Source organism: Chryseobacterium sp. Leaf394 (assembly GCF_001424105.1).
Taxonomy (GTDB): domain Bacteria; phylum Bacteroidota; class Bacteroidia; order Flavobacteriales; family Weeksellaceae; genus Chryseobacterium.
Genome location: NZ_LMQH01000004.1, coordinates 261,030 through 285,994, shown reverse-complemented (window position 1 = coordinate 285,994; position 24,965 = coordinate 261,030). Strand labels below are relative to the sequence as shown.

21 protein-coding genes are annotated in these 24,965 nt (G+C 36.1%); 6 read left to right on the top strand and 15 right to left on the bottom strand.

The features are described 5' to 3' along the window. Positions 1-154: 154 nt before the first annotated feature. The 3 genes from ASG21_RS02040 to tsf form a co-directional block, all read right to left on the bottom strand. The gene (locus ASG21_RS02040) at positions 155-3,016 is read right to left on the bottom strand and encodes a gliding motility-associated C-terminal domain-containing protein (RefSeq protein ID WP_056075114.1); all 2,862 of its coding nucleotides are present in this window, start codon (positions 3,014-3,016) and stop codon (positions 155-157) included. Between the two features lie 80 nt (positions 3,017-3,096). Continuing rightward, a complete protein-coding gene (locus ASG21_RS02035; protein WP_056075111.1) occupies positions 3,097-7,239 on the bottom strand; it encodes a T9SS type B sorting domain-containing protein in 4,143 nt (1,380 codons plus the stop codon). Positions 7,240-7,427: 188 nt separating this feature from the next. Beyond that, a complete protein-coding gene (tsf, locus tag ASG21_RS02030; protein ID WP_056075108.1) occupies positions 7,428-8,252 on the bottom strand; it encodes a translation elongation factor Ts in 825 nt (274 codons plus the stop codon). A 143-nt stretch (positions 8,253-8,395) separates the two neighbouring features. On the opposite strand from tsf, the gene ASG21_RS02025 reads away from it, so the two are divergent. After that, positions 8,396-9,079: a DUF6759 domain-containing protein gene (locus tag ASG21_RS02025; RefSeq protein ID WP_056075104.1), complete on the top strand. Its 684-nt coding sequence runs from the start codon at positions 8,396-8,398 to the stop codon at positions 9,077-9,079. Positions 9,080-9,152: 73 nt separating this feature from the next. On the opposite strand, the gene ASG21_RS02020 is transcribed toward ASG21_RS02025, so the two are convergent. Then, positions 9,153-10,109, bottom strand: coding sequence for an acetyl-CoA carboxylase carboxyltransferase subunit alpha (locus tag ASG21_RS02020; protein WP_056075101.1), 957 nt, complete (start codon positions 10,107-10,109; stop codon positions 9,153-9,155). Positions 10,110-10,156: 47 nt separating this feature from the next. After that, the gene (gene gltX / locus ASG21_RS02015; RefSeq protein WP_056075097.1) at positions 10,157-11,884 is read right to left on the bottom strand and encodes a glutamate--tRNA ligase; all 1,728 of its coding nucleotides are present in this window, start codon (positions 11,882-11,884) and stop codon (positions 10,157-10,159) included. A 257-nt stretch (positions 11,885-12,141) separates the two neighbouring features. On the opposite strand from gltX, the gene ASG21_RS02010 reads away from it, so the two are divergent. Genes ASG21_RS02010 through ASG21_RS01995 form a run of 4 tightly spaced genes read left to right on the top strand, consistent with a single transcriptional unit; the run spans position 12,142 to position 15,929 of the window. Beyond that, a complete protein-coding gene (locus ASG21_RS02010; RefSeq protein WP_056075096.1) occupies positions 12,142-13,068 on the top strand; it encodes an FkbM family methyltransferase in 927 nt (308 codons plus the stop codon). Beyond that, positions 13,065-14,192, top strand: a complete 1,128-nt coding sequence (locus ASG21_RS02005; protein ID WP_056075093.1) for a glycosyltransferase family 1 protein — start codon at positions 13,065-13,067, stop codon at positions 14,190-14,192. Before ASG21_RS02010 ends, ASG21_RS02005 begins: the two co-directional genes overlap by 4 nt. 18 nt (positions 14,193-14,210) lie before the next feature. Beyond that, positions 14,211-15,041 (top strand): glycosyltransferase family 2 protein, encoded by an 831-nt coding sequence (locus tag ASG21_RS02000; protein WP_056075090.1) that lies wholly within the window; start codon positions 14,211-14,213, stop codon positions 15,039-15,041. Between the two features lie 42 nt (positions 15,042-15,083). Further along, entirely contained in the window at positions 15,084-15,929 is an 846-nt protein-coding gene (locus ASG21_RS01995) for a glycosyltransferase family 2 protein (protein ID WP_056075088.1), read from the top strand. Here ASG21_RS01995 and ASG21_RS01990 read toward each other — a convergent pair. Continuing rightward, complete coding sequence (locus ASG21_RS01990; protein WP_056075085.1) at positions 15,926-17,110, bottom strand: glycosyltransferase family 4 protein; 1,185 nt, start codon at positions 17,108-17,110, stop codon at positions 15,926-15,928. The two genes, ASG21_RS01995 and ASG21_RS01990, sit on opposite strands and share 4 nt — an antisense overlap. After that, a complete protein-coding gene (locus ASG21_RS01985) occupies positions 17,107-18,078 on the bottom strand; it encodes a hypothetical protein (RefSeq protein ID WP_056075082.1) in 972 nt (323 codons plus the stop codon). Before ASG21_RS01985 ends, ASG21_RS01990 begins: the two co-directional genes overlap by 4 nt. Positions 18,079-18,223: 145 nt before the next feature. On the opposite strand from ASG21_RS01985, the gene ASG21_RS01980 reads away from it, so the two are divergent. Next, positions 18,224-19,297 carry a glycosyltransferase family 1 protein gene (locus tag ASG21_RS01980; RefSeq protein ID WP_056075079.1) on the top strand — a complete coding sequence of 358 codons (1,074 nt, stop codon included), beginning with the start codon at positions 18,224-18,226 and terminating at the stop codon, positions 19,295-19,297. On the opposite strand, the gene ASG21_RS01975 is transcribed toward ASG21_RS01980, so the two are convergent. From ASG21_RS01975 to ASG21_RS20665, 8 genes are all read right to left on the bottom strand, one after another. Then, a complete protein-coding gene (locus ASG21_RS01975; RefSeq protein ID WP_056075076.1) occupies positions 19,294-20,037 on the bottom strand; it encodes a polysaccharide deacetylase family protein in 744 nt (247 codons plus the stop codon). The two genes, ASG21_RS01980 and ASG21_RS01975, sit on opposite strands and share 4 nt — an antisense overlap. Then, the gene (locus ASG21_RS01970; RefSeq protein WP_056075074.1) at positions 20,037-20,795 is read right to left on the bottom strand and encodes a glycosyltransferase family 2 protein; all 759 of its coding nucleotides are present in this window, start codon (positions 20,793-20,795) and stop codon (positions 20,037-20,039) included. The genes ASG21_RS01975 and ASG21_RS01970 overlap by 1 nt, the downstream gene beginning before the upstream one ends. 132 nt (positions 20,796-20,927) lie before the next feature. Next, entirely contained in the window at positions 20,928-22,172 is a 1,245-nt protein-coding gene (gene rocD / locus ASG21_RS01965; RefSeq protein ID WP_056075071.1) for an ornithine--oxo-acid transaminase, read from the bottom strand. 455 nt (positions 22,173-22,627) lie between these two features. After that, positions 22,628-22,990, bottom strand: coding sequence for a hypothetical protein (locus ASG21_RS01960; protein ID WP_056075069.1), 363 nt, complete (start codon positions 22,988-22,990; stop codon positions 22,628-22,630). A gap of 165 nt (positions 22,991-23,155) precedes the next feature. Beyond that, a complete protein-coding gene (locus ASG21_RS20145; protein WP_157844501.1) occupies positions 23,156-23,326 on the bottom strand; it encodes a hypothetical protein in 171 nt (56 codons plus the stop codon). A 232-nt stretch (positions 23,327-23,558) separates the two neighbouring features. Beyond that, positions 23,559-23,795: a hypothetical protein gene (locus ASG21_RS01955; RefSeq protein ID WP_056075066.1), complete on the bottom strand. Its 237-nt coding sequence runs from the start codon at positions 23,793-23,795 to the stop codon at positions 23,559-23,561. 277 nt (positions 23,796-24,072) lie between these two features. Next, positions 24,073-24,525, bottom strand: a complete 453-nt coding sequence (locus tag ASG21_RS01950) for a hypothetical protein (RefSeq protein ID WP_056075062.1) — start codon at positions 24,523-24,525, stop codon at positions 24,073-24,075. Positions 24,526-24,556: 31 nt separating this feature from the next. Further along, positions 24,557-24,685 (bottom strand): hypothetical protein, encoded by a 129-nt coding sequence (locus tag ASG21_RS20665; protein WP_277814168.1) that lies wholly within the window; start codon positions 24,683-24,685, stop codon positions 24,557-24,559. Positions 24,686-24,965 lie beyond the last annotated feature (280 nt).

Here is a 24,965-nt window from a genome sequence, read left to right as displayed (position 1 = left end):
GTGGTTTGAACACAAAGTATATTTTAAATAAAGTTTATTATACTTAAATAAAAAATTAACTTAAGTCAGCATTTAATATCTGAAAAAGTGAACATTAAAAAAATGCCGTGATCAAGACCACGGCATTTAATTTTATTCAGAAAATTATTATTTATTATTCTCGGTTCTTAACTAAGATCCAACCGGTATACTTGATTGGCGTTTTCTGTGTATTTGGCTCATTCCAGTTGATGTGATACCAGTAAGTTCCGGTTACCACGCCTTTTTCAAAGAATTTACCATCCCATTTATAGTTGTTGAATTTGTCTCCTGTAAAGATTTTGTTGCCATAACGATCGTAGATAACAAAGCTTAAGTTTTCTTTGTATTTCAATGCGCTGTAATCTATAAAATCATTTACATTATCTCCATTAGGTGTGATGGCGTTGATCAGATTAGGAACTGTAACTTCTACTGCCACCGGAGCACAGTTATAAGAATCTTTCACATAGAAGGTATGCTGCCCTCTGGAAAGACCTGTGAACACATTAGAATCCTGCCATGCCGCTGCTCCGTCAACTGCATATTTGTAAGGTGCTTTTCCTCCGCTGACATTTACAGTAGCTGTTGTGTTGTTGATATCAATTGATGTGATAACCGGCTCCTGAGCTTTGATTACTCTCACAAACTGCTGTACAAAACATCCGTTGTTTTCAAGTTTTACCCAATATTCTCCTACCGGAACTCCAAGAATAGATGAGGTAGTAGCTCCCGTATTCCATAAATAACTGCTGTATCCCGGGCCTGCATCCAGATCTGTTCTTCCGTCAATACAAATAACTTTGTCTACCAATTGTGCTGACTTCTTGATCGGAATAGCGATCAGCGTAATTTTTGCATTTGCTTTACAGCCTTCCGGTGTAGTAACTTTTACGTAAACAAAGCCTCCTGCAGAAAGGTACGCCGTTGGATCTGTAATAACATTTTGATTTGTATTAAGATCGTTGAGTGTTGGATAATATGTTTTAGTAACACCAGTGTAATCAATAACATTTGCAGTGGTTAGATCAAAACTTGCTTTATCAGTATACTGACAGGATGTTAAGGTTTTATCGTTCACAACAAATGGAACTAATGTGAGATTGAGAGTAATCTTTTCACAGTCTACAAATTCTGCTGCATTTCCGCAAAATTGATAAACAATGGTATCTGGGCCTAAATATCCTGCAGTTGGTACATAAGTAATAACTCCTGTCGCAGTGTTCACCGTGGCTGTACCGTGAGTAGGCTGTGTAATTATTGTAACACTACCGGCTACCGGCGTTTGCGTAGAACTTGAGAAAGTAGGAGTAATTGTTGTAGATCCGCAGATGTTTAAATTCTTTACTGTTTGCGTTAAACATGTAAACACTTTATAAATAGGCGTCGTCAATGGTGGACATGTTCCCATTGTAACCGTTACTGTATAGTTTCCTGATGCTGTCGGTGTGTATGTGTTGGAAGTAGCTCCCGGAACAGCAACTCCGTTCAGGTACCATTGATAAGTGTCGTAGCCACTGTCAACCTCAAGAATAATCCCCGGAATACAGTCTCCTGTTTGCTTTGCGATTACAGGAACTGAATTGAAGCCTGCAAAGAAGCCACCATATCCCGCCGAGCTGTATCCTCCGTTTACACCCGCAGTTACTGCCTTATTAGACTGGATCGTTAAGTTACCGGTAATTCCCGGAATATCGTAGGTTACCCAGTTCGAATTTCCCAAAAGTGCGTACGGTCCCTGCGCTGCGGTCGGAGTAATAGGTGCTCCGCCATCGACGCTGTAAGTAACAGTAGCTCCTGCTTCGGTAATAATATTAAGTTTTAAAAGAAACGTAGATGTTGGAGTGCCTGATCCTAGGGCACTTGTCGGCATTTCTGTGATCTTTCCAATCTCTTCAATTTTTCTAGGTAGGAAGCAGTTCAATGGTGGAATATAATTGTAGCCACCATTGTTTCTTGTATTACTATTTCCTGAAACAAATTGATACAGATAAGCATTTTTAGTAGTTCGCACATAAATGTTGTAATGGGTGGAAGTACCCTGTTGTACATATCCGGAATCCAGAATTCGGTAGAAATCTCCTTCGTTAAGAGTTGCCACTGGAGTTAAACCATTATTTAAATATACTTCTGTATTATTTTCGGTTGCTATTACAAGACCGCCCTCCATGTTGAATCCCGTACCATGTGCGCCTAATGTTCTGATCATAGCAAACTCTTTTCCTAAACGGTCTATAGGTACAGATTGGTCTAAGATTAAGTCGGATCCGTCTGTTCCGCTTCCGTTTGCGTAAAATCCATTAGAATTTCCGTTAGTTACCGAAACTGGCTTGTCAGCCGAAATTTTTGCTCCAATGAATCCTGTATGATTGGCAGATGTGCCTGCTGTTCCTGCAAGAATGTAAGACTGTCCCTTGTTAAGCGTGAAAGTAATGTTGCCGGTTACTGGACCGTTATTGATAAAATTAACTGCCGGATCAAAACCTGACACTGTTACTGCAGTATTGTTTTCAGTAGCCATAATTCCTGTTGTGAAATTATAACTTGATACAGTAGTGTTGGTTATAGGGGCATTCGCTGCATAGAAAGTTTTTCCGATACCGGCTTTTCCTTTCGAAGTTAAAATTTCACCATGCGAACCATTATAAATTCTCAGGGTTAAAAAATATCCTTTATCACCTTGTGTATAAATACCTTTATTTATGGGTACAAAAGCATCTGCAGGAGTTGAAACCTCGACAATGTCAGTTGATACTGTCGGAATATTAAAGTGCTGGGGATTACCCTTAGAAATTGTAACAGCACCAATCTGCACATTATTGCTGTAAATTTTCACCTCAAAAGGCGTTGTCTGATCAGTTGAAAAATACAAAGCATGATTATATGAAGTTAAGGAACTGTCATAAAATGGTGCAATCCAGTGCTCAGTGTCTTTTTGGGCAAACAGACTGGTAAACGTCAGAAACACTAATGCAAAACTTAGTAGAAATTTTTTCATAGGAGTTGGAATTAGGATTTCTACAAAAGTAACACAAAAAATTAAGATATAATTAAAATATATTAACAAAAAGTTAAAGATTATTCTCGATTCTTTATTAATAACCATCCAGAATAAGAAACCGGCAGCTTCGTATCAGGCTCTGTCCATTTGATCACATACCAGTAGGTTCCGGTTGGCAGGTTTCTGTTTCCGGCTCTTCCGTCCCATTTGTAATTCTTGCCTGTGGATCTGTAGAGTGGTGCGCCGTATCTGTCCACCACCTCAATACTTACATTCTGTTTTATCTGAAGATCGGTGTAATCCAAGTAATCATTATGTCCATCGCCGTTGGGTGTGATGGCGTTGATAAGGTTGATGATCAGGAAATCTTTTACGATTGGCTCACAGCCGTCTGCGCTTTTTACGTATGCTTTGTATGGTCCTCTCGAAAGTCCGGTAAAAATATTGCTGGTCTGATAGTCAAATCCATTGATGGAATATAGATACGGAGGTGTTCCGCCACTTACATTGATTGTAGCTGTTCCTGCTGTTACATTGATGCCTGTGATCGTTGGTAAAACCGAAGTCGTTACTGTTACATTTTGTCTGTAAACGCATCCATTGAATGTCAGATCAACATAATAATTTCCCTCGCCAGCCAAGATTGTCTGTGTGGTTGCTCCTGTATTCCATAAATATGAAGTGAATCCTGCTCCGGCATCCAAAACAGCCCGCTGTCCCGGACAGACGATTTGATTTTTCAGAATATCAGATTTTTTTCCTGCCTTCACTGTGATGCTTATCTGACCAACTACAGGACAACCATTTGCACTGGTAAATCTTACAAAAAATATCTGTGAACCGGTGATGTTCTGAATCGCATTAATTGCAGCCGTGCCATTCTGAGCATTGGCTAAACTTGAGTAAAAGGTTAATGAAACTGAAGGATCTGCCGTAAACAGATTTTTGTAGTCATTTAAATTAACAGATTCAGATCCGCTTAAATCAAGATCGCACACCTGAGTGATTACATTGTTCGTAATTAAATTAATTTTTGCTCCAACAGTAAAATTAATTTGCCCGAAAACAGGTGGACATCCATTTGCAGATTCCACTCTTACAAAAACTGTTGGATTTGCAGTGTACGTCCAGTTATTTGGAAGATTATTGTTTCCTCCGGCTGTAGCTGCTGCCGCCGTGAGGTAATATTTAACGGTAAAACTTCCTGAATTGGTTACAATCTGAGGCGTGATCGCAGAGAAAGTCACATTTACAGTTCCGTCAAGATTGTCATCGCAAATAGCTCCGTTAAAATTGGCGGTATTGATGTTAGGTGAAGGATTAACGACTAAAGCTATCTGTGCCACTCTGGTACACCCGAATGTTGAAGTTACTTTGGCATATACAGTCGTACCCCAGGAAACAACATTTGTAGGTGGTAAAAGTGGAATTGTAAGTGCGGCATCGCCAAAATAGGTAATTGCAGTACCTGCCGTACTTGTTACAACTGCAGTCGTAAGGTTAAAGCTTGCATTTCCGGCAGCGTCACCACAAGCAGTTAATGTAGCATTTGATGTTACAATCTGATCTAAAGTTAAAGTAAGTTTCGCTACATTCGGGCAACCGTTTGTGCTTTGAAATCTCACATAAAAAACCTGCGAAGGTGCGATTGTCTGATTTGAACTGATCGCAGTGGTTCCATTCTGAGCATTTGCTAAAGTGCTGTAAAAAGAAAGAGAAACAGCAGGATCAGCAGTGAAATTATTTTTGAAATTGTTTAAATCTACATTCTCAGTCCCATCCCAGTTGGTGTCACAGACTAAAGTGCTGTAATCCTGTGTGAGTAATGTAATTTTCGTTCCAATGGTGAAGTTGATCTGTCCGAAGGCGGGTGGACAGCCGTTTGTAGACTCCACTCTTACGTAAACCGTAGTATTCGCAGTGTAGGTCCAGTTGTTTGGAAGGTTTGTATTATTTCCTGCAGTTGCATCAGCCTGACTTAAGTAATATTTTACTGTGAAATTGGCTGAGTTGGTTACTATTTGCGGTGTAACAGTTGTGAAGTTAACGTTAATAATTCCATCTAAATTATCATCACACAGATTGGCATTGAAGTTTGCTGTATTGATATTCGGTGATTGATTTAAATCAAGGGTAATCTGAGCCACTTTCGAGCATCCATATTGCGAGGTTACATTCGCGTAAACTGTTGTTGCACTGCTGCTGTAGCTGTTGGCATTTCCGATAGGAATGGCCAGTGCCGAATCTGCATAATAGGTTGTTGTGGTGCCTGTATCCGAAGTTAAAACGGCCGAATTCAGGTTAAAAGTTCCTGCTCCGTTGGCATTGGTGCAGACAGATAATGTTGCATTATTTATCTGCAATACATCAACGTTAATGATGACTTTAAAATATTCAATGTCAGCAGGGTTGCCATTTCCCTGAACTGAATAGATAAAACTGTCTGCCACATCCGCTGTTAAAGTTGCGTTTGGCGTATAAGTAATTTGTCCTGTAGAAGAATTTACAGATGTTGCACCGGAAACAGGTGTCTGAACCACAGTAACGCTTGAAGGAACCATAGTTTGAGTGGAAATCACAAGTGTTGGACTAATCTGTTTGTTTTGGCAGCTTCCTATCGTGTAGGTTGCTGTAGGAATCGCCGGGCAGCTTGTGTAGGCGTAGATTGCTGTCAGCTTTGTCTCACAGTTGTTTTTAGTAATCTGGCAGGTGTAATTGCCAGGCCCATATGTTTCAGGATTTATTGAATACGATGTTGCTCCTGATATAGGTTGCCCGTTTAAAAACCACTGATAAGCATCATAACTGCTGTCTACCTGAAGTACTACACCCAAATAACAGTCTCCTGTTTTTGTAATCGCCGGTACAGAAGAAAATCCTGCGAAGTAACCACCGTAACCTACGGCACCGCTTCCTGCTGCAATTCCAGCTGTAACAGATTTTGTAGAGTTTACAGTGATATTACCTGTTACGTTCGGGACAGAATAAGTTACCCAATTTGCATTTCCCGGTACCGGATAAGGGCCGGTCGTTGCAGCTACATTGGCGCCATTTATTGTAACTGTTGCTCCGGTCTGCGTAAGAATATTGAGCTTTGTAGCGTAAGTCGTGTTGCCGATTCTGTTGATTTGAGCAATTTCATCAATCTGATTGGGCATAAAACAGCTTAATGGCGGAATAAAATTAAAACCTCCTGTAGCATATTCCGTTCCGGAACTCGCACCGGCAAGCAGCTGATAAACATAAACATTTTTGGTAGCTGTGATTCCCATATTATACACTCCATTTCCCTGAAGAATATAATAGTTAACAGGAAGCAGGAAATATTGTCCCGCATTTAAAGTCACGCCCGACGCCGTTCCGTTAATGGTAAATGTTGTATTATTTTCTGTGGCTACAATCAGAGCCGTTTCCATTCCTGTTGTAAGTGAACCATTGCCTTTTACCAGAGCGAAATCTTTTCCAAGCTTATCCACCGGAACAGCCTGATCCATCAAAATATCGTTGTTTGTGAAATTATTATTGGTGTAAATCCCGTTAAAATTACCGTTGGTAACAGAGATTGGTTTTGTAGATTCGATTTTTGCTCCTACAAGTCCGTTCATGTTTTCAGCTGCATCAGAACTTACAGCATCCAGGATATACGACTGTCCTTTATTTAAAGTAAATGTTCTGGTTGGTGCCGAAATTCCGTCGCTGAAAAGTACGTTGGGATTATATCCTGAAACTACAACATTTGTATTGTCTTCCGTAGCTGTAATTCCGATCATGGAATTGATGTAGTAGTTGTTTCCCGTGAGCGGAGCCATAGCTGCATAAAAAGTGGTTCCAAGACTCGCAAGACCTTTCGAAGTGATGATTTCCGCGTGATTGGTTACAGAAAATCTGAAATTGGCAAAAAATCTTTTACTTCCTTTCACAAAAATACCCATGGAGTTAGGGGTGAAAAGATCTGCCTGATCGGTGGCAAACATAAATCCTTCGGGAATACTTACCTGAGCAGGATTATTTTTGCTCACCTGGACTGTTGTAAAAACGGTATTGTTATTATAAATCTGAACGCTGAATGGCGTCGTTTCATTAGTAGAAAGATAGAGTACGCTCTGTAAATTAGCAGTTCCTGCCTTTGCTGCCATCGGGGCAAACCAGTGATCGGTATCAAGCTGAGCATTAAGGGATAAACACAAAAATGCAAAAATACTTAGTAAAAATCTTTTCATACAGAAATTATAGGGAGGCAAATTTACATATTAATAATCAATTTTTTACATCTTTTTATTTGTTTTCATTCAGAAGGGAATTGATTAGTTTAAATATAATAATTCTTTGATATAATAACAGATTCGATAATAAAAAAGTCCCGGCGAAAAACTTCATCGGGACTGATATTTTTAAACTTAAAAAGTTCTTATAAGCTAACTCTGATAAATCCAGTTACTTTAAGATCTCCGTTTACAGATTTTACGTAATCAGCAACAGACATTGAGCTGTCTTTGATGAAATCCTGGTGAACCAAAGTGTTGTCTTTGTAGAATCTCTGCATTTTACCTTTAAGGATATTGTCGATAATGTTTGCAGGCTTACCTTCTTCAGTAAGTTTGTGTCTTTCGATTTCCAATTCTTTGTCGATTGTTTCCTGAGAAACTTTAGTTTCGTCAAGAGCAATTGGGTTCATAGCAGCAGCCTGCATAGAAACAGATTTTGCAGCTTCGTCAGCTCCGTCTACTTTAGCAGAAAGTGCAGTGATTGCAGCGATTTTGTTTCCAGCGTGGATGTAAGCTCCAAGGAAAGGACCTGTGATTCTTTCGAATGCACCAATCTCAATTTTCTCACCGATAACTCCAGTTTGCTCGATCAATTTGTCTGCAACAGTCATTCCGTGGAAATCTGTAGCCAATAATTCTTCTTTAGTAGCAGCGAAAATAGCCATTTCAGCCAATTCGTAAGCCAACTCGATGAACGCTTCGTTTTTAGCAACGAAGTCAGTCTCGCAATTTAGAGAGATTACAACACCTAAAGTGTTATCTTCGTTTACTCTTGCGATTACAGCACCTTCAGAAGAATCTCTGTCTGCTCTGTTTGCAGCTACTTTCTGTCCTTTTTTTCTAAGGATATCTACTGCTTTTTCGAAATCTCCTTCAGCTTCTACTAAAGCTTTCTTGCAGTCCATCATACCTGCACCGGTTTGGTTTCTCAATTTTGCTACGTCTGCAGCTACTGGTGTATAAGACATAATATCTATTATTTTTTATTTAAATTTATAAATGTTTATATTCGTTTAAATTTTGTGGCGCAAAGATAATGTTTTAATGATAAACTAAAAAATGACTTTTTGCGTTATAGTATTTATTTGATAAATTTTTAATAATAACTTTAATGAAGAAAATTTTTCTCATCCTTTTTGTCTGTCTTTTCAGCTTAGGTTTTGCTCAGAAGAAAAAATCTAAAACGAAAGCCAAGGCAGTTGCAGAAAAGGAAACATTGATCATATACACAGAGCAGGACGCCGAGATTTCAAATGAAGCAAGAATTATAGCAGGTTTTCTGAAACAGAATCCGGGACACGAAAAAACGGAATATTTCAAAAGAAAGCTCATTGGAATTATCATGGCAGACAATTCACCGGAAGCCAAGCCTACCATCACACCGATGAGTAAGGACAAGGTGGAGAAAATCACCAAAAATCAGGATCTGGCAAGTAAATCTGTCGCATCCAATTCAGCTCCGAAACGTACTGTAAATTATGCCAGTGTCGGAAGTAAAAAAGCGGGGACGAGCGAAGAGCACAAGAGAACTGCAGATTATCTGTCGCACATTTTTAATCAGGATGATTCTGATCCTACAGCTTACATTAATATTAAAAACAGATCAAAATGTAATCTCATCGTAAAAATTACCGGAAAAAAATACTACAACCTCAATGTTCCTGCCAACGGACAAAATTACGTGCAGGTTGATAAAGGCGAATATGTTTTGACTACAATGGTTTGCGATGCAAAATATTCTTCCCTGAAAAGAATTGCAAAAGACATCGAACTGGAGTTAAGTGTGAGTGATTAATATTTCAAAACTCAATAAAAAAAACGCAGCTGAAAATTATTTCGCTGCGTTTTTTTATGTTTTAAGTTTAAATCTATCCCTTAAACTGTCCCATTGCAATAAACTTGTCCTGTCTGTGCGTTTCAAGTTCTTTGCCGGTAAATTTAGAGAAAGCCTTGATATTCTGTAAAATTGAAGCTTTCAAATTTAAATAAGCTACTTCCGGATCGTAATGTGCTCCACCAAGTGGCTCTTCAATAATTCCGTCGATGAATTTTTCTCTTAAAGCATCTTTTGGTGTAAGATTTAATGCATTGGCTGCATCTTCTTTATGATCCCAGTTTCTCCATAAGATTGAAGAACAGCTTTCCGGTGCAATTACCGTGTACCACGTGTTTTCAAGCATGTACACTTTGTTTCCGACACCAATTCCCAATGCGCCGCCACTCGCTCCTTCACCAATAATGTATGTGAAAATAGGAGTTTTTAGCATGGTCATTTCGAAAATGTTTCTTGCAATCGCTTCACCCTGACCTCTTTCTTCAGCTTCAAGACCAGGATAGGCTCCCGGTGTATCAACTAAAGTAATTACAGGAATTTTGAATTTTTCTGCAAGTTTCATTAATCTTAAAGCTTTTCTGTATCCTTCAGGATTCGGCATTCCGAATCTTCTGTGCTGTCTTTCTTTGGTCGTTCTTCCTTTCTGGGTCCCGAGAATCATAATTCTCTGGCCATCCAATGTTGCCAAACCACCAATCAATGCAGGGTCATCAGCAAAATTTCTGTCACCGTGAAGCTCAAGGAAGCTTCCTTTGTCTACCATACCATTGATGTAATCTAAAGTATACGGACGGTTCGGATGACGGGATAACTGTACTCTCTGCCAAGGTGTAAGGTTGCCATAGATTTCTTTTTTGGTATCTATAATCTTATCCTCGATCTGGCTGCATGCTAATTTTACATCAACACCACTTTCTTCTCCTACCAATGAACAGGTTTGATACTGATCCATCAGCTCTTTTATAGGAAGTTCGAAACTTAAATATTCCATTCTTGAAGTAAATTAAATCTTTCAAATGTATGAAAAATTATGAAAATCTATTTAAAATTATTTACAGCATTGCTTATTCTGGCGATACTTTCTTCTTTTCCAACAAGTTCCAAGATATCGGGAACATCAGGGCCTTTCAATTCTCCTACTAAAGCCAAACGGAGCGGCATCATCACTTTCCCCATTCCCACGCCTTTGCTTTCGGCAAAATCATGTAATTTTTGTTTGATATTTTCTGAAGTAAATGCTTCAGTGTCGTTTAAAACAGAAGAAAATTCAGTTAAAAGAGTAGAAGTCTCATCATTCCACGCTTTTTTTGAAGCTTTCTCATCGTAAGACGTCGGAGCTTCAAAGAAGAACTTTCCGTTTTCATAAATATCTTTAGGGAACGTTGCTCTCTCTTTCATCAGATGAATGATTTTTAATAATTTTTCATCTTCAGTGTTTAAATTTAAATCTGAATTCTTTAGAATCTCAAGCAGTTCTTCATCAGATTTCGTTTGAATATACTGATGATTGAACCATTCAGATTTTTCTTTACTGAATCTTGCTCCTGCTTTATGAACTTTATTCAGATCAAATTCTTTAGCCATTTCTTCCAGAGACAAAATCTCTTTATCATCTGCGGGAGTCCATCCCAAAAGTGCTACCATATTGATGAATGCTTCAGGCAAATATCCGCTTTCTCTATAACCCTTGGAAACATTCCCTGTCGCAGGATCTGTAAAATTTAAAGGAAAGACAGGGAATCCAAATTTATCACCGTCTCTTTTACTCAGTTTTCCTGAAAGTCCTTTCTTTAAAAACTGTTTTACAGAAGCTGTTATTTCGCTGTCTTTCTCATTTTCTGGCAACATCGATTTAAATCGCGGACTCTTCACCTCTGAAAATAATGATTTTATTAATGCTGCTGACTCCTCAAAAGAAAACTGGCTGTTTTTTGTCACAAATTCTTCTGTAAAAGATTTTGTTATGCTGTCAATATTTTCTCTGTTAATTAATGTAGAAACGTCGGGTTTTAGAATTAATGAAAGATGGGCGAATTCAGGAGCTTCCCAACCCATTGCTTCGTATAATAAAGTGTGCAAACCTAAAGAAGGCAGCCATTCTTCACCTCGGATTACGTGGGTGATTTCCATCTCATGGTCGTCGATGATGTTGGCAAAATGGTACGTCGGCATTCCGTCGTTTTTTACAAGAACTTTATCATCTAAAGTATCTGTATTAACTGCAGAATTTCCTCTGATAATATCTACAAGACCCAAAGTGCGGTCAACCGGCATTTTAAATCTTACCACGTAAGGTGTTTTCCCGTCGAGTAACTTCTGAACTTCCTCTTCAGAAAGAGCAATGCTGTTTCTTAAACGGTTTCTGGATTTGTTATCATAGGAAAAAACTTCACCGTTTGCTTCGTATTCAGCACGGATGGCATCTAATTCCTCAGCAGTATCAAAAGCAATGTAAGCGTAATCTGTTTTAAGAATCTGCTCGGTATATCTGTCATAAATATCTCTTCTTTCTGACTGTCTGTACGGAGCAAATTTTCCGCCTTTTTTAGGGCTTTCATCGGGGATAATTCCGCACCATTCCAAAGCTTTTTCGATGTAATCTTCCGCCCCTTCCACATATCTTGCCGTGTCTGTATCTTCAATTCTCAATACAAACTCGCCACCCTGATTTTTAGCAAAAAGATAATCATATAATGCTGTTCTTACGCCTCCCAAATGCAATGGCCCAGTAGGACTTGGTGCAAAACGTACTCTTACTTTGCTCATGTTTAAATTTAATTTTGCGCAAAATTACTGAAAATTAAGTGTTTTCAAAAGTTTGAAGTTTTGGATGTTGGTTTTTTGGTGATAATATTTACATTTGCACAAGTTTAGAATTTAAAAATTTACCTGAAATCTGAGGAATACTGTTAAAATTTATTTTGCAAAGAGATCATCGGAGATTGGATAGAATAATCAGAATTGAAAGCACTCCTGAGGATCAATAATTCAAACTTGTATCACAAATTTCAAAAAACATCTTAATGAAAAATTTTAGTTTTTTTGGGCAGAAGAAAAAAGCAGAAATCACACGGGAAGATAATATCACAGTGGATTATGCAGTTGGAAAGTATAAACTGGTCTTGAAAGATAATCATATGCTGGAGAAATACCAGGCACAATATCCTTTGTATGACAGATTTTTACCTTACTTCTGCGGTTTTTTTGATGGTTTGATAGTAGACATCGGTGCAAATATTGGAGATACCAGTGTAGCGATTTTCAGCCAAAATGATAATTGTTTCATTGTAGGTGTAGAGCCAGATGCAGAATTTTTCAAGGAGTGTCTGGAAAGTATCAGTCTGAATAATCTCAGCAGTAGATTTTTGGGCGTGCAGAAATTTATTTCTACCCGTAAAGGGGCTTTCGTAATTGAAAAAGATAAAACATCTTCTACAGGTTCAATTAATATAAGTGCAACGGAGGTTCAGGATAATACCATTTCATTTAAAGATTTATTGAATGAAATTCCAAAAGATTTAGCTGAAAAATTTGATGTACTTAAAATTGACACCGACGGATATGACTGGGATGTGATCAACACGTTTTCTGAACTTGGCAAGGCTTCTGAGTACTTGCCTAGATTTGTGTTTTTTGAAATGCAGACTTTTCTGAACAATGATTCAGGTAAAACACTTCAGCGGACTGAAATGAATAATAATTACCTGGAAGCTTTATCAAAATTGAAAGATTTAGGTTATACCCAGTTCAGTTTATTTGATAATTTCGGAACCTTCGTGAAAACTACTGATTCTATTGAAGAGATTAAGACTCTCAACGAATATCTTATACGTTCGCAGGTACTAAACCGTCATTCTACGATTTTTTATTTTGATGTGTTGGCTTATAACGAAAGAGAGCTGAAGTTTACCAATGATAAAATCACTGAGTTTTATAGCCAAAATAGATGAAAATACTACTTGATCCCCAAATATTTTACCAGCAGACTTACGGCGGTATTTCCAGATATTACACCGAAGTTTTTTCTGTACTTTCAAAAAAGAAGGGAGTTGAGGTTATTTTGCCTATTTACAATTCTGATAATGCATATTTAAAAGAAACAGATCTTCCGGCAAAAAATAAAAGCTTACATCTTCTGTATAAAGTACTGTCATTTTTCAGAATCAGCACAAGATCTTTAAGAAAAAGAAAATCTGATCAGCTTCTGGAAACCAAATTTCAGGAAAATGACTATGATGTTGTGGTGCCCACTTACTACAATCCTTATTTTTTAGAAAAAATCAACGGGAAACCTTTCGTTCTTACTGTTTATGACATGATTCACGAGCTGCTCCCTGAGTATTTTATAGATGATGAGTTTCGGGTGGTAGAAAGAAAGGCATTATTATTGGACAAAGCAACGAAGATTATTGCGGTATCACACAATACAAAAAAGGATATTGTAAAAGTTTATCCTCACATCAACCCAGATAAAATTGTTGTTGTTTATCACGGAACATCCATAAAAATAGATAGCGGAATAAGAGTTGACTTACCCGAAAATTATGTCTTATATGTTGGAGCAAGACCCAATTATAAAAATTTTAAATTTTTAGTCAGATCGGTTGAACCATTATTAAAAAAGGACAGTTCGTTAATGCTCATCGCAGCCGGCGGAGGAAAATTCGATGATGAGGAAATTGCTTTTCTGAAAGGTCTCGGTGTTGAAAAACAGGTTGTGCAAAAACGTTTTGAAGAAAATGAGTTGGGGCATTTTTATAAAAATGCCAAATGTTTTGTTTTTCCATCTTTGTATGAAGGTTTCGGAATTCCTGTGGTAGAATCTATGGCTTGTGGTTGCCCGATAATACTTTCAAAACATGGTTCTTTGCCGGAAATTGCCGGAGATGCGGGAATTTATTTCGATTCTGAATCTGAGAATGATTTAAAAGAAAAAATTGAAGAGCTGATCAACAATCCTGAAATGAGAGCTGGATATGCAAAAAAAGGGCTTGAGCATGTAAAAAAATACGACTGGAATGATGCTGCCGAGCAGTGTCTCCAGGTTTACAAAGATGCTGCAAAAGCAAATTAATAAATTTTAGCAAAATAGATGAGTGTTTCACTAACGATAATTACAATAAATTACAACAACAAAGCAGGCTTGGTCAAAACGTTTGATTCCATTAAAAATCAAACATGGAAAAACTTCGAATACATTGTTGTGGACGGTGGAAGCACTGATGGAAGTAAAGAATTAACAGAGCAGAACGCTGATGTCACCAAATGGATCAGCGAAAAAGATTCCGGTGTTTACAATGCGATGAATAAAGGCATCAGAATGGCTGCCGGCAAATATATCATTTTCATGAACAGCGGTGATTTTTTCTATGACAGCAATGTTCTCGAAAAAGCAGCACCTCATTTTGATTCTGAGACTGATATTCTCTATGGAGATTCAGTTTATTTTAATGACGAAGGTTATCACAGAATTGAAAGTCCGCCAAAAAAAATTACGTTTAGTTTTATGTATTCGGGTGGTATCAATCATCAGGCGGCATTTATAAAAAGACAACTCTTTACAGATTATTTTTTGTACAACGAAGACTATAAAATCTGTGCAGACTGGGAATTCTTTATCGTTGCAATTTGTTTATACAATGTATCATACAAGCACTTAGAAGAGACCATTTGCTATTACGATTTTTCAGGAATTTCTGCAAAACCGGAAAACCTTGCAGTTTATTTTAAAGAGAGAGAAATCACACTTCAGAAATATTTTTCAGCTTTTTTGGAAGATTTAAAATTCAGTCAGGAATCCAAAGCCAAGAGAATACAGCAGGTTTTTCACATCAAAAAATTTCCTGTTGCATGGAGGTTTTTTAAATGGATTATTGGTTTTTTCCTTCTGTTTTTACCTAAGTTCAGATTAAAGACAGACTGATTCAAAAATGTTTCTAAAAATCTCAGTTATTAAATTGCAGCTATGACTCTATCAATCATTACAATCAACTACAATAACCAAAACGGTCTTGCAAAAACACTACACAGCGTAGCTACGCAATCGTGCAGAGATTTTGAATATATTGTAATTGATGGCAACAGCGGTGATGACAGCAAAAAAATAATTGAGCATAACAGTGAAATAGTTCAGAAATGGATTAGCGAACCTGATACCGGCGTATACAATGCAATGAACAAGGGCATTAAAATGGCTTCGGGAGATTATCTGCTTTTTCTCAACAGCGGTGATATTTTGGCAGACAATGAGGTAATTGCTAAAGTTTTTCCGTTTATTGATAATGTTTCCGATATTATCAGCGGAAATTTGATTTACAGTTTAAACGGTATTCCCAAAACATTATTTACACCTCCCGAAAGTGTAGATCTTACTTATTTTCTTCATTCTTTCTTGCCGCATCCCTCAAGTTTTATCAGGCGAAATCTTTTTGAAACTGCAGGTCTTTACAGCGAAAATCTGAAAATAATTTCAGATTGGGAGTTTTTTCTGAAAGCGATAGTGATTTATCAGGCGAAGTACAGACATATTAACATCACTGTAAGTGACTTTGATAATTCAGGGATATCAAGCAGTGACGGGAATAAACTGCTCATGCAGGAAGAAAAGGAATCCGTTTACAATGAATATTTCCCGCACCTTCGCAATGAACTGAAATTACTGCATTTTGCAAGTTCAAGACGGATGCTTCAGATTGAAAACATACACAGCAATCATCCCTTTCTGTGGAAGCTGCTTAAAATTTGTGTCAATTTTCTGAATCTGTTTGCTTCGAAAAAAGAGACTAAATCTTTTACAAAAATTAAAAATTAGCTGCTGATTTTCTGATAGTAATGCAAAGTTTTACCGATCATTTGGTCTAAAGAAAACTTTTCCACCACTGTTTTTCGTGCATTTTGTGATAAATTTAATGCTGAATTTTTATCGGAGAATAATTCTGAAATTTTCTCAGAAAACTCGATTTCATTTTGAGCAATCAAACCATTCATTCCCTCTGTAATAATTTCACTGAATACTTCAAGATTCGAACAGACTACAGGTTTTTCCAAAGCCATCGCCTCAATAAGTGCCAAGCCAAAAGTTTCTCCGCGCGAAGGAAAAATTATAACATCAGCTTTTGAAAGAAGATCTTTTACATCATTCCGGTTTTTTTTACCGTAAAATATCACTTTGCTTTCAATTTGATTTTCAGCAATTTTCCGTTTCAGCTGTTCTGTTAATTCTGTATCTTTTCCAATAAAATGCAGCGTAGTTGCAGGCTCCCTTTCATGAACTTTTATAAAAACATTTAATGCAGTATCTGCTCCTTTTTCTGTCGAAATATTTCCAATGAAAAATATAGATTTACTGATCTTTTCAGAGTTTTGAGGTTGATAAAAATCAGTATCTATTCCGTTGTAAATCAAGTGATAATCTTTGTTTCCGAAAATTTCACGCACCATTTTTTGACTGCTTTGCGAAACAGTAATTATATTTTCAGCATTCTCAAAAGCTTTTTTTTCACTGTAAATTTTACCTTTCGCAGCTCCGTAGCCAAAAAAACGGTTGAGAACAGACCAGGAACCATGACATCTTATAACGTAAGGTATTTTTAATCCTTTCGCAATTCTGCTGATGCCTTCCCAGTCGTGGGTTTCAATAATGTCAATGTTTTTATCTGCGATAAATTTTGATAGTTCTTTCTCTAAATATTTTGCTTCTGAATCATAAATTTTATAGTGTAGCTTTTCAAGAAATGAAATTTTTCCGGTTACTGAACGGAGTAATTCCATCAGGAAATATTTTTTGAAATAATCCTTTACAAAGTGCACCGATAATTTTTCTTTCTGAATATCAAAAGGCTTTTTGGCCGAACCAAAAACAAAAACATTGATTCCCCGATCTATCAAACCTTCTGAAATATTCTTGTAAAAAACGCCAGTTCCTCCTACATTTCCCTGAAATTCAGATTGAAATTCTTTTGTAATCAGCAAAATATTTTTGATTTGCTTCATAGCCCAAAAACTTTTTCCACCCAATAATCCAAGGTGTATTTATAGTAAATCTCTTCCGGTAGCTTTTGATATTCAGTTTCAAAAAAAGACTTTTCGATGTTGCTGAAATCTTTGTTCAGGATTAAAATATTTTCAGGATTATAAAAATCGTAGTTTTTAATATCCTGATTGTCAGTTACAAATTTCTTTTCCAATGCCATCGCTTCAAAAACCCTGAAACTCAGCCCTGCCTGATTGTTTCTCTGGAAATCTAAAATCGCTTTGGATTTGCTGTACTGTTTCAAAACTTCAGTCTGCGGGATATTTCCTCTTCTGAACTGAAAATTTTTATCCAGTTTTTTGTCAAGAATTTGCTGCAAACGTTTTTTCCAGCTCTTTTTTCCGGCGATAATGGCTTTAAAATTAATATTTAAAATTCTAAGCTTTTCGCTGAGGTTGACAAGTCTTTCAATTCTGGTTTTATCGAAAGAAGTAATATAAAAAAGCTCCAGTTCGGGATTTTGCTGTTCGGCGGGAGTGTATTTTAAATAGTTGTAATTGTTGATTTTCTCAAAACCAAATTTCGTCACATCATTGTCATCGAACGAAAAAACCTGATCAAAATAGTGCAGAATATGCTCAGCAGGATTTCTCTGCATGCTGTCATAGAGGTAAGCGATATTCCGGTCTGTGCTGCTTCTGATAACTTGGTGTACACGTTCTTCAATAGCTTCAGGGTTGATTACAAGAATCTGGTTTTGTTTTCCTATCTTCTGTAATGAATCAATAATGAAATTTTGTCTTTGCCCGTTCTTCAGATTTTTACCTAAAAAAACTTTACTGAAGGTGTTTTTTAATCTCGCAGACAAATTTTTGTGCGTGAATGCGCCAATATTGATATGGTGCGCATCAACGCCTTTTTCCTTCAGTTTATTTACGATATGCTCGTCATAATGCCAGAAATCAAAACTGATCAAACAAATTTTCATGTACAGCTGTTTATTTTTTTATGGTCACATGCAATCGCGGAAGATTTGTTTGTTTTCATCTTTATAGAGTGTAGCGATTTCATATAACAAAAGTAAAGATTTTAAAGTTTAAATTTATATTTTTGGCTCAAAGTCGTATTTCGCTATGAAAAATAAAATCCTGATTGACGTTGAACGCCTGAAATATCCGAAATCGGGAATTGCAAACGTCTGTTTGTCCCTGATCAAGGGCTTAGACGGGTTAAAATCTGATTTGAATTATACATTTTACGGACCGGCAAAAAATATTCCTGCAACAAAATCACGTTTTCAAATCATCAACTGGAAATTCTGGCAAAAAAAACTTCCTGTCAACACTTCGGAATTTGATTTGATCCATACGACACATCAGCTTTCAGAGTATTTTCACGCTAAAAAATCAAAGAAAAAAGTAGTTACGCTGCACGATCTTAACTTTCTTCATGACAAAAGTTCGGATAAAAAAGTTAAAAAGTTTACAAATTTAGTCCAGAAAAATGTCGGGAATGCAGATGCAATTGTGTGTATTTCAGAATTTGTGAAAGATGATTTTATTAAAAATAAACACTTGTTTCAGCTTCAAGATGATGTCGAAATCGATGTGATTTACAACGGACTGGTTTTTCCTGAAAACGAAGTTTTTAGTTCAGTTAAAAACTTAAATTTAGCTGAAAAAAAATATATTCTTACGATTGGAGTTCTTTATCCAAAGAAAAATCAAAACGTTTTGCTGGATATGATGGCTCATAACGACAGGGATTTGGTTTTAATTACCTCTGCTGCGAAGTCAGATTACAAAGAAAGTTTTTTAGCTAAAATAAAAGATTTAAAACTGGAAAACAGAGTTCATATTCTGGAGAATGTAACCAATGAAGAGAAATATTTTTTCCTGAAAAACTGTGAAGCATATTGTCATCCATCGTTAGCTGAAGGATTTGGAATTCCGCCTGTGGAAGCGATGTATTTTGGAAAGCCTGTTTTTCTCAGCCGTTTTACAAGTCTCCCGGAAATCGGTGGAAATCTCGCTTTTTATTTCGATAATTTCGATGCTGAAAAAATGAATGAAGTATATCTGAAAGGCATTCAACAATATGAAAACGATGCTAAAATGCCTCAAAAACTTTGTGAGCATGCTTTGAAATTCAGCTACAAATCGATGGCAGAATCTTATCAAAATCTGTATAAAAAACTGCTTTCCTAAAGTTTTATTTTCCCGTAACGCAGTTTTCTTTTAAATACAGAAAAGCTGTCGCTGCCCTTCATATTGATTCTTTTAATCTCAAACTTTTTCCTCCACGGAAAAGAACTGAGATCATTCCCAATTCGCAATCCTGCAGAAATATTGAGTTTTTCAAGAAGCTCAAAAAATCTCCTTTTCGGAATTCCCTTTTTTGGAAATTTCCCATACGGATAAACCAAAACATTAGTAAACTGAATCTGGTGTTTTTCCAGCGTTGCGATGTTTTCTCTGATGTCTTTTTCCGCATCCTCAAGGCTCATTTCAGCGTAGTTTTTGTGACTGTGACTGTGCAAAGCAATTTCTACATTTTCCTGTGGCAAAGATTTAATTTCATCAAAACTCATAAAAGTACCTGGAATGTTTTCAAGATCTTTCTCAATAAGTTCGGTCGGTATGCAGATCGTAGCTTTCAGTCGATATTTAATAAGAAGCGGAACTAGATAAACCAGATTGTTGTAATAACCATCGTCAAACGTGATGACAATTTTGTTCTTAACATCTTTTTTCTCTTCAAGCTCGCTGAAAAATACAGTTTCAAAATTTTCCGCAATATATTTCAGTTGCTCATCAAGTTTTTCTGCCGAAATAACAATGTCGTTATCGATCCTGTCTTTTTCAGGCATGATCTGATGGTACATTAAAATTCTTAGGTCATTGGAAAACCTTATTCCAAAAATACCTTTAATGAAATTGAGCAACATTACTTTTTAACCTTGTGTAATTCGTAGAGTTTCTGATATTTCAGAAAAGTATAGAAGCCAGCAGTTTTTGCAGCGTAATAACCCACCAAGCCATCAAGAAAACCAAGGCGTATAAAATAGGATTTGATAAACTGATAAATCGGACTGAAAATAATTTTCAAAACACTTGATTTCTTACCGCGGCTATACATTTTTTCGGCCATCATCGTCGTATATTTATTTGATTTTTCGATGTGATGATGAATATCTTTGTAGGTGTAGTGATTTAATTTTCCTTCTAAAAGTCCAATTTTTTCTTCAGTTAAAAACATTTCGTGTACGATGTCTTCAGAATATTTTCCTGCGTTTTTTCTGAATAATCTTTCTCTTTTAAGATTTCCCCAACCGCCGTATTTAAGCGATTTGCCAAGGAAAATGTTATTAAATGCAATGTTGAATACCGAAAAATCTGAATGGTTCTGATTTGCGATTTTTTGAATTGATTTTTTTGCAGTTTCATCCGGAATTTCATCAGCATCCAAAAACAAAATCCACTCTCCAGAGCATTGGCTGATAGCAAAATTTTTCTGCTTTCCAAAACCAGGAAATTTCTGCTGAATCAGTTTTACTTTAGAAAATTTCTGACAAATCTCTACCGTTCTGTCAGTCGAAAAACTGTCGATCACGACAATTTCATCTGCAATATCATAAACCGAACTGAGTGTTTTTTCGATGATTCTGTCTTCGTTGAAAGTAATAATAGCAACCGAAAGCTTCATTTTTAACCAACTAATTTCAGCAAAAATACAGTTTATTTTAAAACTAAATCCTTTACAAAAAAATAACACCCAAAAGAGTGTTATTTATATCATTAATACTGAAAAGTTTTCCTAATCAAAATCTAAAATAGTTTAATATTCCAGAACAGTTTTCTCAATAATCTTCACACAATCCAACAACTGCTCCTCTGTGATCACCAATGGCGGAGCGAGTCTGATGATGTTTCCGTGGGTTGGTTTTGCAAGCAATCCGTTTTCCTTTAATTTTAAACATAGATTCCAGGCGGTAGAACTTTCCGGTGTGTCGTTGATTAAAATGGCGTTTAATAAACCTTTACCTCTCACTTTGGTAATCAAATCAGATTTTTCAATCACTTTTTCAATTTCGGATCTGAATAATTTTCCTAATTCTTCGGCTCTTTCTGATAAGTTTTCTTCGGCAACAACGTCTAATGCAGCAATGGCAACAGCGCAGGCAATCGGGTTTCCACCAAAAGTAGAACCGTGCTGTCCAGGCTTAATCACATTCATAATTTCATCGTTGGCCAAAACAGCTGATACGGGATACATTCCTCCTGAAAGGGCTTTTCCTAAAATTAAAATATCAGGCTGTACATTTTCGTGATGACATGCGATCAGTTTACCTGTTCTTGCAATCCCGGTCTGAACTTCATCAGCGATGAAAAGAACATTGTGTTTTTTACATAGTTCTGAAGCATTTTTAAGGAAATTTTCATCCGGAACGTAAACACCTGCTTCTCCCTGAATGGGCTCTACTAAAAATGCAGCAATATTCTGAGCGTCATTTTTCAGAACTTCCTCTAAAGCATTCAAATCATTGTAAGGAATTTTCACAAACCCAGGAGTGAAAGGCCCGTAATTTTTATTGGCGTCAGGATCATTGGAGAAAGAAACAATCGTTGTTGTTCTTCCGTGGAAGTTGTTTTCACAAACCACAATTTTCGCTGCGTTTTCTGAAATTCCTTTTACTTCATAACTCCATTTTCTGGCTAATTTTACTGCAGTTTCAACCGCTTCGGCTCCTGAGTTCATCGGTAAAACTTTATCAAAACCGAAAAGGGTAGTGATCTTTTTCTCATACTCTCCCAAGCTTGAGTTGTAAAATGCTCTGGAAGTTAAAGCTAATTTTTTAGCCTGATTAACTAAAGCTTCTACAATTTTTGGATGAGAATGCCCTTGATTTACAGCGGAGTAAGCTGAAAGGAAATCGTAATATTTTTTGCCTTCAACGTCCCAGACAAATACACCTTCACCTCTGTCTAAAACCACAGGAAGCGGATGGTAATTGTGTGCGCCATGTTTTTCTTCGAGCTCGATGAAGTATTGTGAATCTTTTGTTTGTTCTGCTGTTGACATAATCTTTTTGCTTTTGCACAAATTTAAGGATTCTAAATAACTTGCATCAATAATTAATTTCTGTTTAAAATGAAGATTCAGAACTATTGTAAAGAATTGATAAATAATTCGGAAGATATTTGGTGAAGTATAATTGAGTTTTGGTTTTTATATCTTTTTTCAGATAAATTTAAAGTTTAGTCTTAGGATTTTTGGTTTGTAGAATTGACCACACGAAGGGATTCGTGCGGCAGCTGAGGGAATTTGTAATTTGTACTTATCATTGTATGTTTTGAAAGATAAAAAGTAATACAATTTTACAAGTTTTATAAAAGAAAAAGGCACATGAAGGGGTTCGTGCGGCAGCGTGGGGATTACTCATTCTGTTTGCTAAAACAACCTCAAATCCTTTCTTTTGAAAGCTCCGCTGTTCAATGTAAAAAAACCGCTAAATTAATAAGCGGTAAATTAAATAATTATGTCATGATACTATAATCTATAACAAATGATTTTAGATTATTTTTTCTCTCAAATTTTGTTGTGATCTTTTTCATTCTTTCATCATAATCGAAAGCATCTGTAGTATGTTTATTTTGAATAATACTTAACGCCCAATGGGGAGGCATATGATGTTCAATGAAAAACACTCCATAATCTTCATCCAAATCATTTAATAAATTGACAAAATACTTATAAAAATCATTTTCTACAATTTTTTCATGATAATAATCTGTAATTAATAAACATACAAATTCAAAATATTTCTCTCTAAGAAAAATTTTTTTTATCCCGTCATCTGTATCGGTAAATATAAATTTACTGTTCTTGATAGGTTTCATTTTATTACAATATTTTTTATTTTTTTTAAATATTTAGTGAGAATTTTTGCTCCTTTTTCACTGGTTATTGCAATCTGAAATTCCTTATGAGACACCGATGTCGCGGATTTGCAATCCGTGACTATTCCCCTCCGCTGCCGCACGAATCCTTTCGTGTGGTCGTTCTTAGAAACCAAACATTTTGAAAACAACAATATAATCAAGCAGACCTTTTTCATCAGAATAATCTACCGCACTACTGTTTTTGTAAACTTCTGCACGAAAAACAAGACCTGCTTCTACGGCGTTTTGATTTGTATTATGTGATTTTTTTTGCCAATGAACTAATTGTTCCACATGAACTTTAGATATTGTGGAATTTATAGTTTCTGCTCATCTTTATGTTTTTATAAAGATAAATAAAATTGCAATTTTAGAAAATTTTGTTAAAAGAAAAAAGCCACACGAAGGGATTCGTGCGGCAGCGGGGTGTAATAAGAATTTCTTATGAGAATATGTAAAAATCTCTTAAAAGGTAAATAATATATTTTTTGTTGGTCTAATGGAGAAGAAGCCCTCAAGCTTCTTCTTATAATTCCCACCCATCTTTGTTTTTCCTATCATCAGTTAAAAGTTCATATTTATCTACTTCATAAAATTCTTTTAATTTCATGAGCAGGTCAAAGACTTCAACTTTTTTGAAAGGAATATTTTCATGCCAACAAGTTCGAAAGTCAAAGCTAGGGTTGTTCTTTGCCCAAACTAGTGCACTATATTGTTTTTTTCTTTCAGCCAAATTTTGAATATTTTTTTTTCTTTCAGCCATAAATTTATTAAAAACGAAATTTTCTAACCAGATTGAGCGGGTGTAGGTATAAAAATTTTCTGTTTGCAAGTAAAAAAAACCGCCTCTTGCGAAGGCGGCTAAAAATTTAATCGTAGTTTGGATCGTAGTTTTCTATATATACTTCTACATAATCTGAAAACGAATTGGTCATTTTACCATAAAATCATTCATTGAAAATCAATAATTTAAATCACTAACTTAATGACATTGTTCGTGCGGCAGCGGGGGCTCATTCTGAAAATTGAGCAGTTTATCTTTAAGCCAAATTACTTAGATCTTGTGGTGGTTTTGCGAAAATACCAGCAAAAGAATTACCAGAAAAAGCAGCTAAATGCATCTTATTATATACAAAAGGTTTTCCACCACCTATTTCTTCATTAAAAACCAACAAATCTGGATAGTCTTTTAGTAACTCTCTTAAAAAAGGAAAAGTCACCCTATCTTCTGTGTCATCTATACCATAAATAGTAATATAAAATAATACAGCGTACTCTTTACCCCAAAAATCATCTTCCTTTAATTCACTAAACTTATCCTGAGTTAAAAAATGAATTTCTAAAGTATAGCTTTCAGCTTTCCAGATATCTACCCGATTATCCTCTTCAATAGAAAAATTGTTTCCTTGTTTTTGCGAGATAATCCGCATTTTACTTATGATTTCGTTTTTATTTAAAAATGTTTTACTTAAAACGTCTAATGAGTGTGCCATTATTTTAGTCTTTTAATTTGATTAATATTTGTTATAAACTCCAATTCGATATTATTTTTTTTGCTAGCTCAAAAAGTCTTTTAAGATTAGGATCTTTCAGATTAACACCTTTTCCCATACTTTTTACTGCCACAACTACTTTTTTATTGCCTAAATTCATAAAATCTGAGTTTTTCTTCTCAAGATATTTCAACATCTGATTTTCAAATTTGCCACTATTTAAAACACCCTTACCTAAGCTTTCTTTGCATTCTATAAAATAAACCGATGTCGCGGATTTGCAATCCGTGACTATTCCCCTCGCTGGCACCCCGTTGCCGCACGAATCCTTTCGTGTGGTCGTTCTTAGAAATCAAACATTCTAAAAACAATAATATCGTCTAACAAACCTTTTTCATAAGGATAATCTACCGAAAACCAATCCTGACGAAAAAACCTTT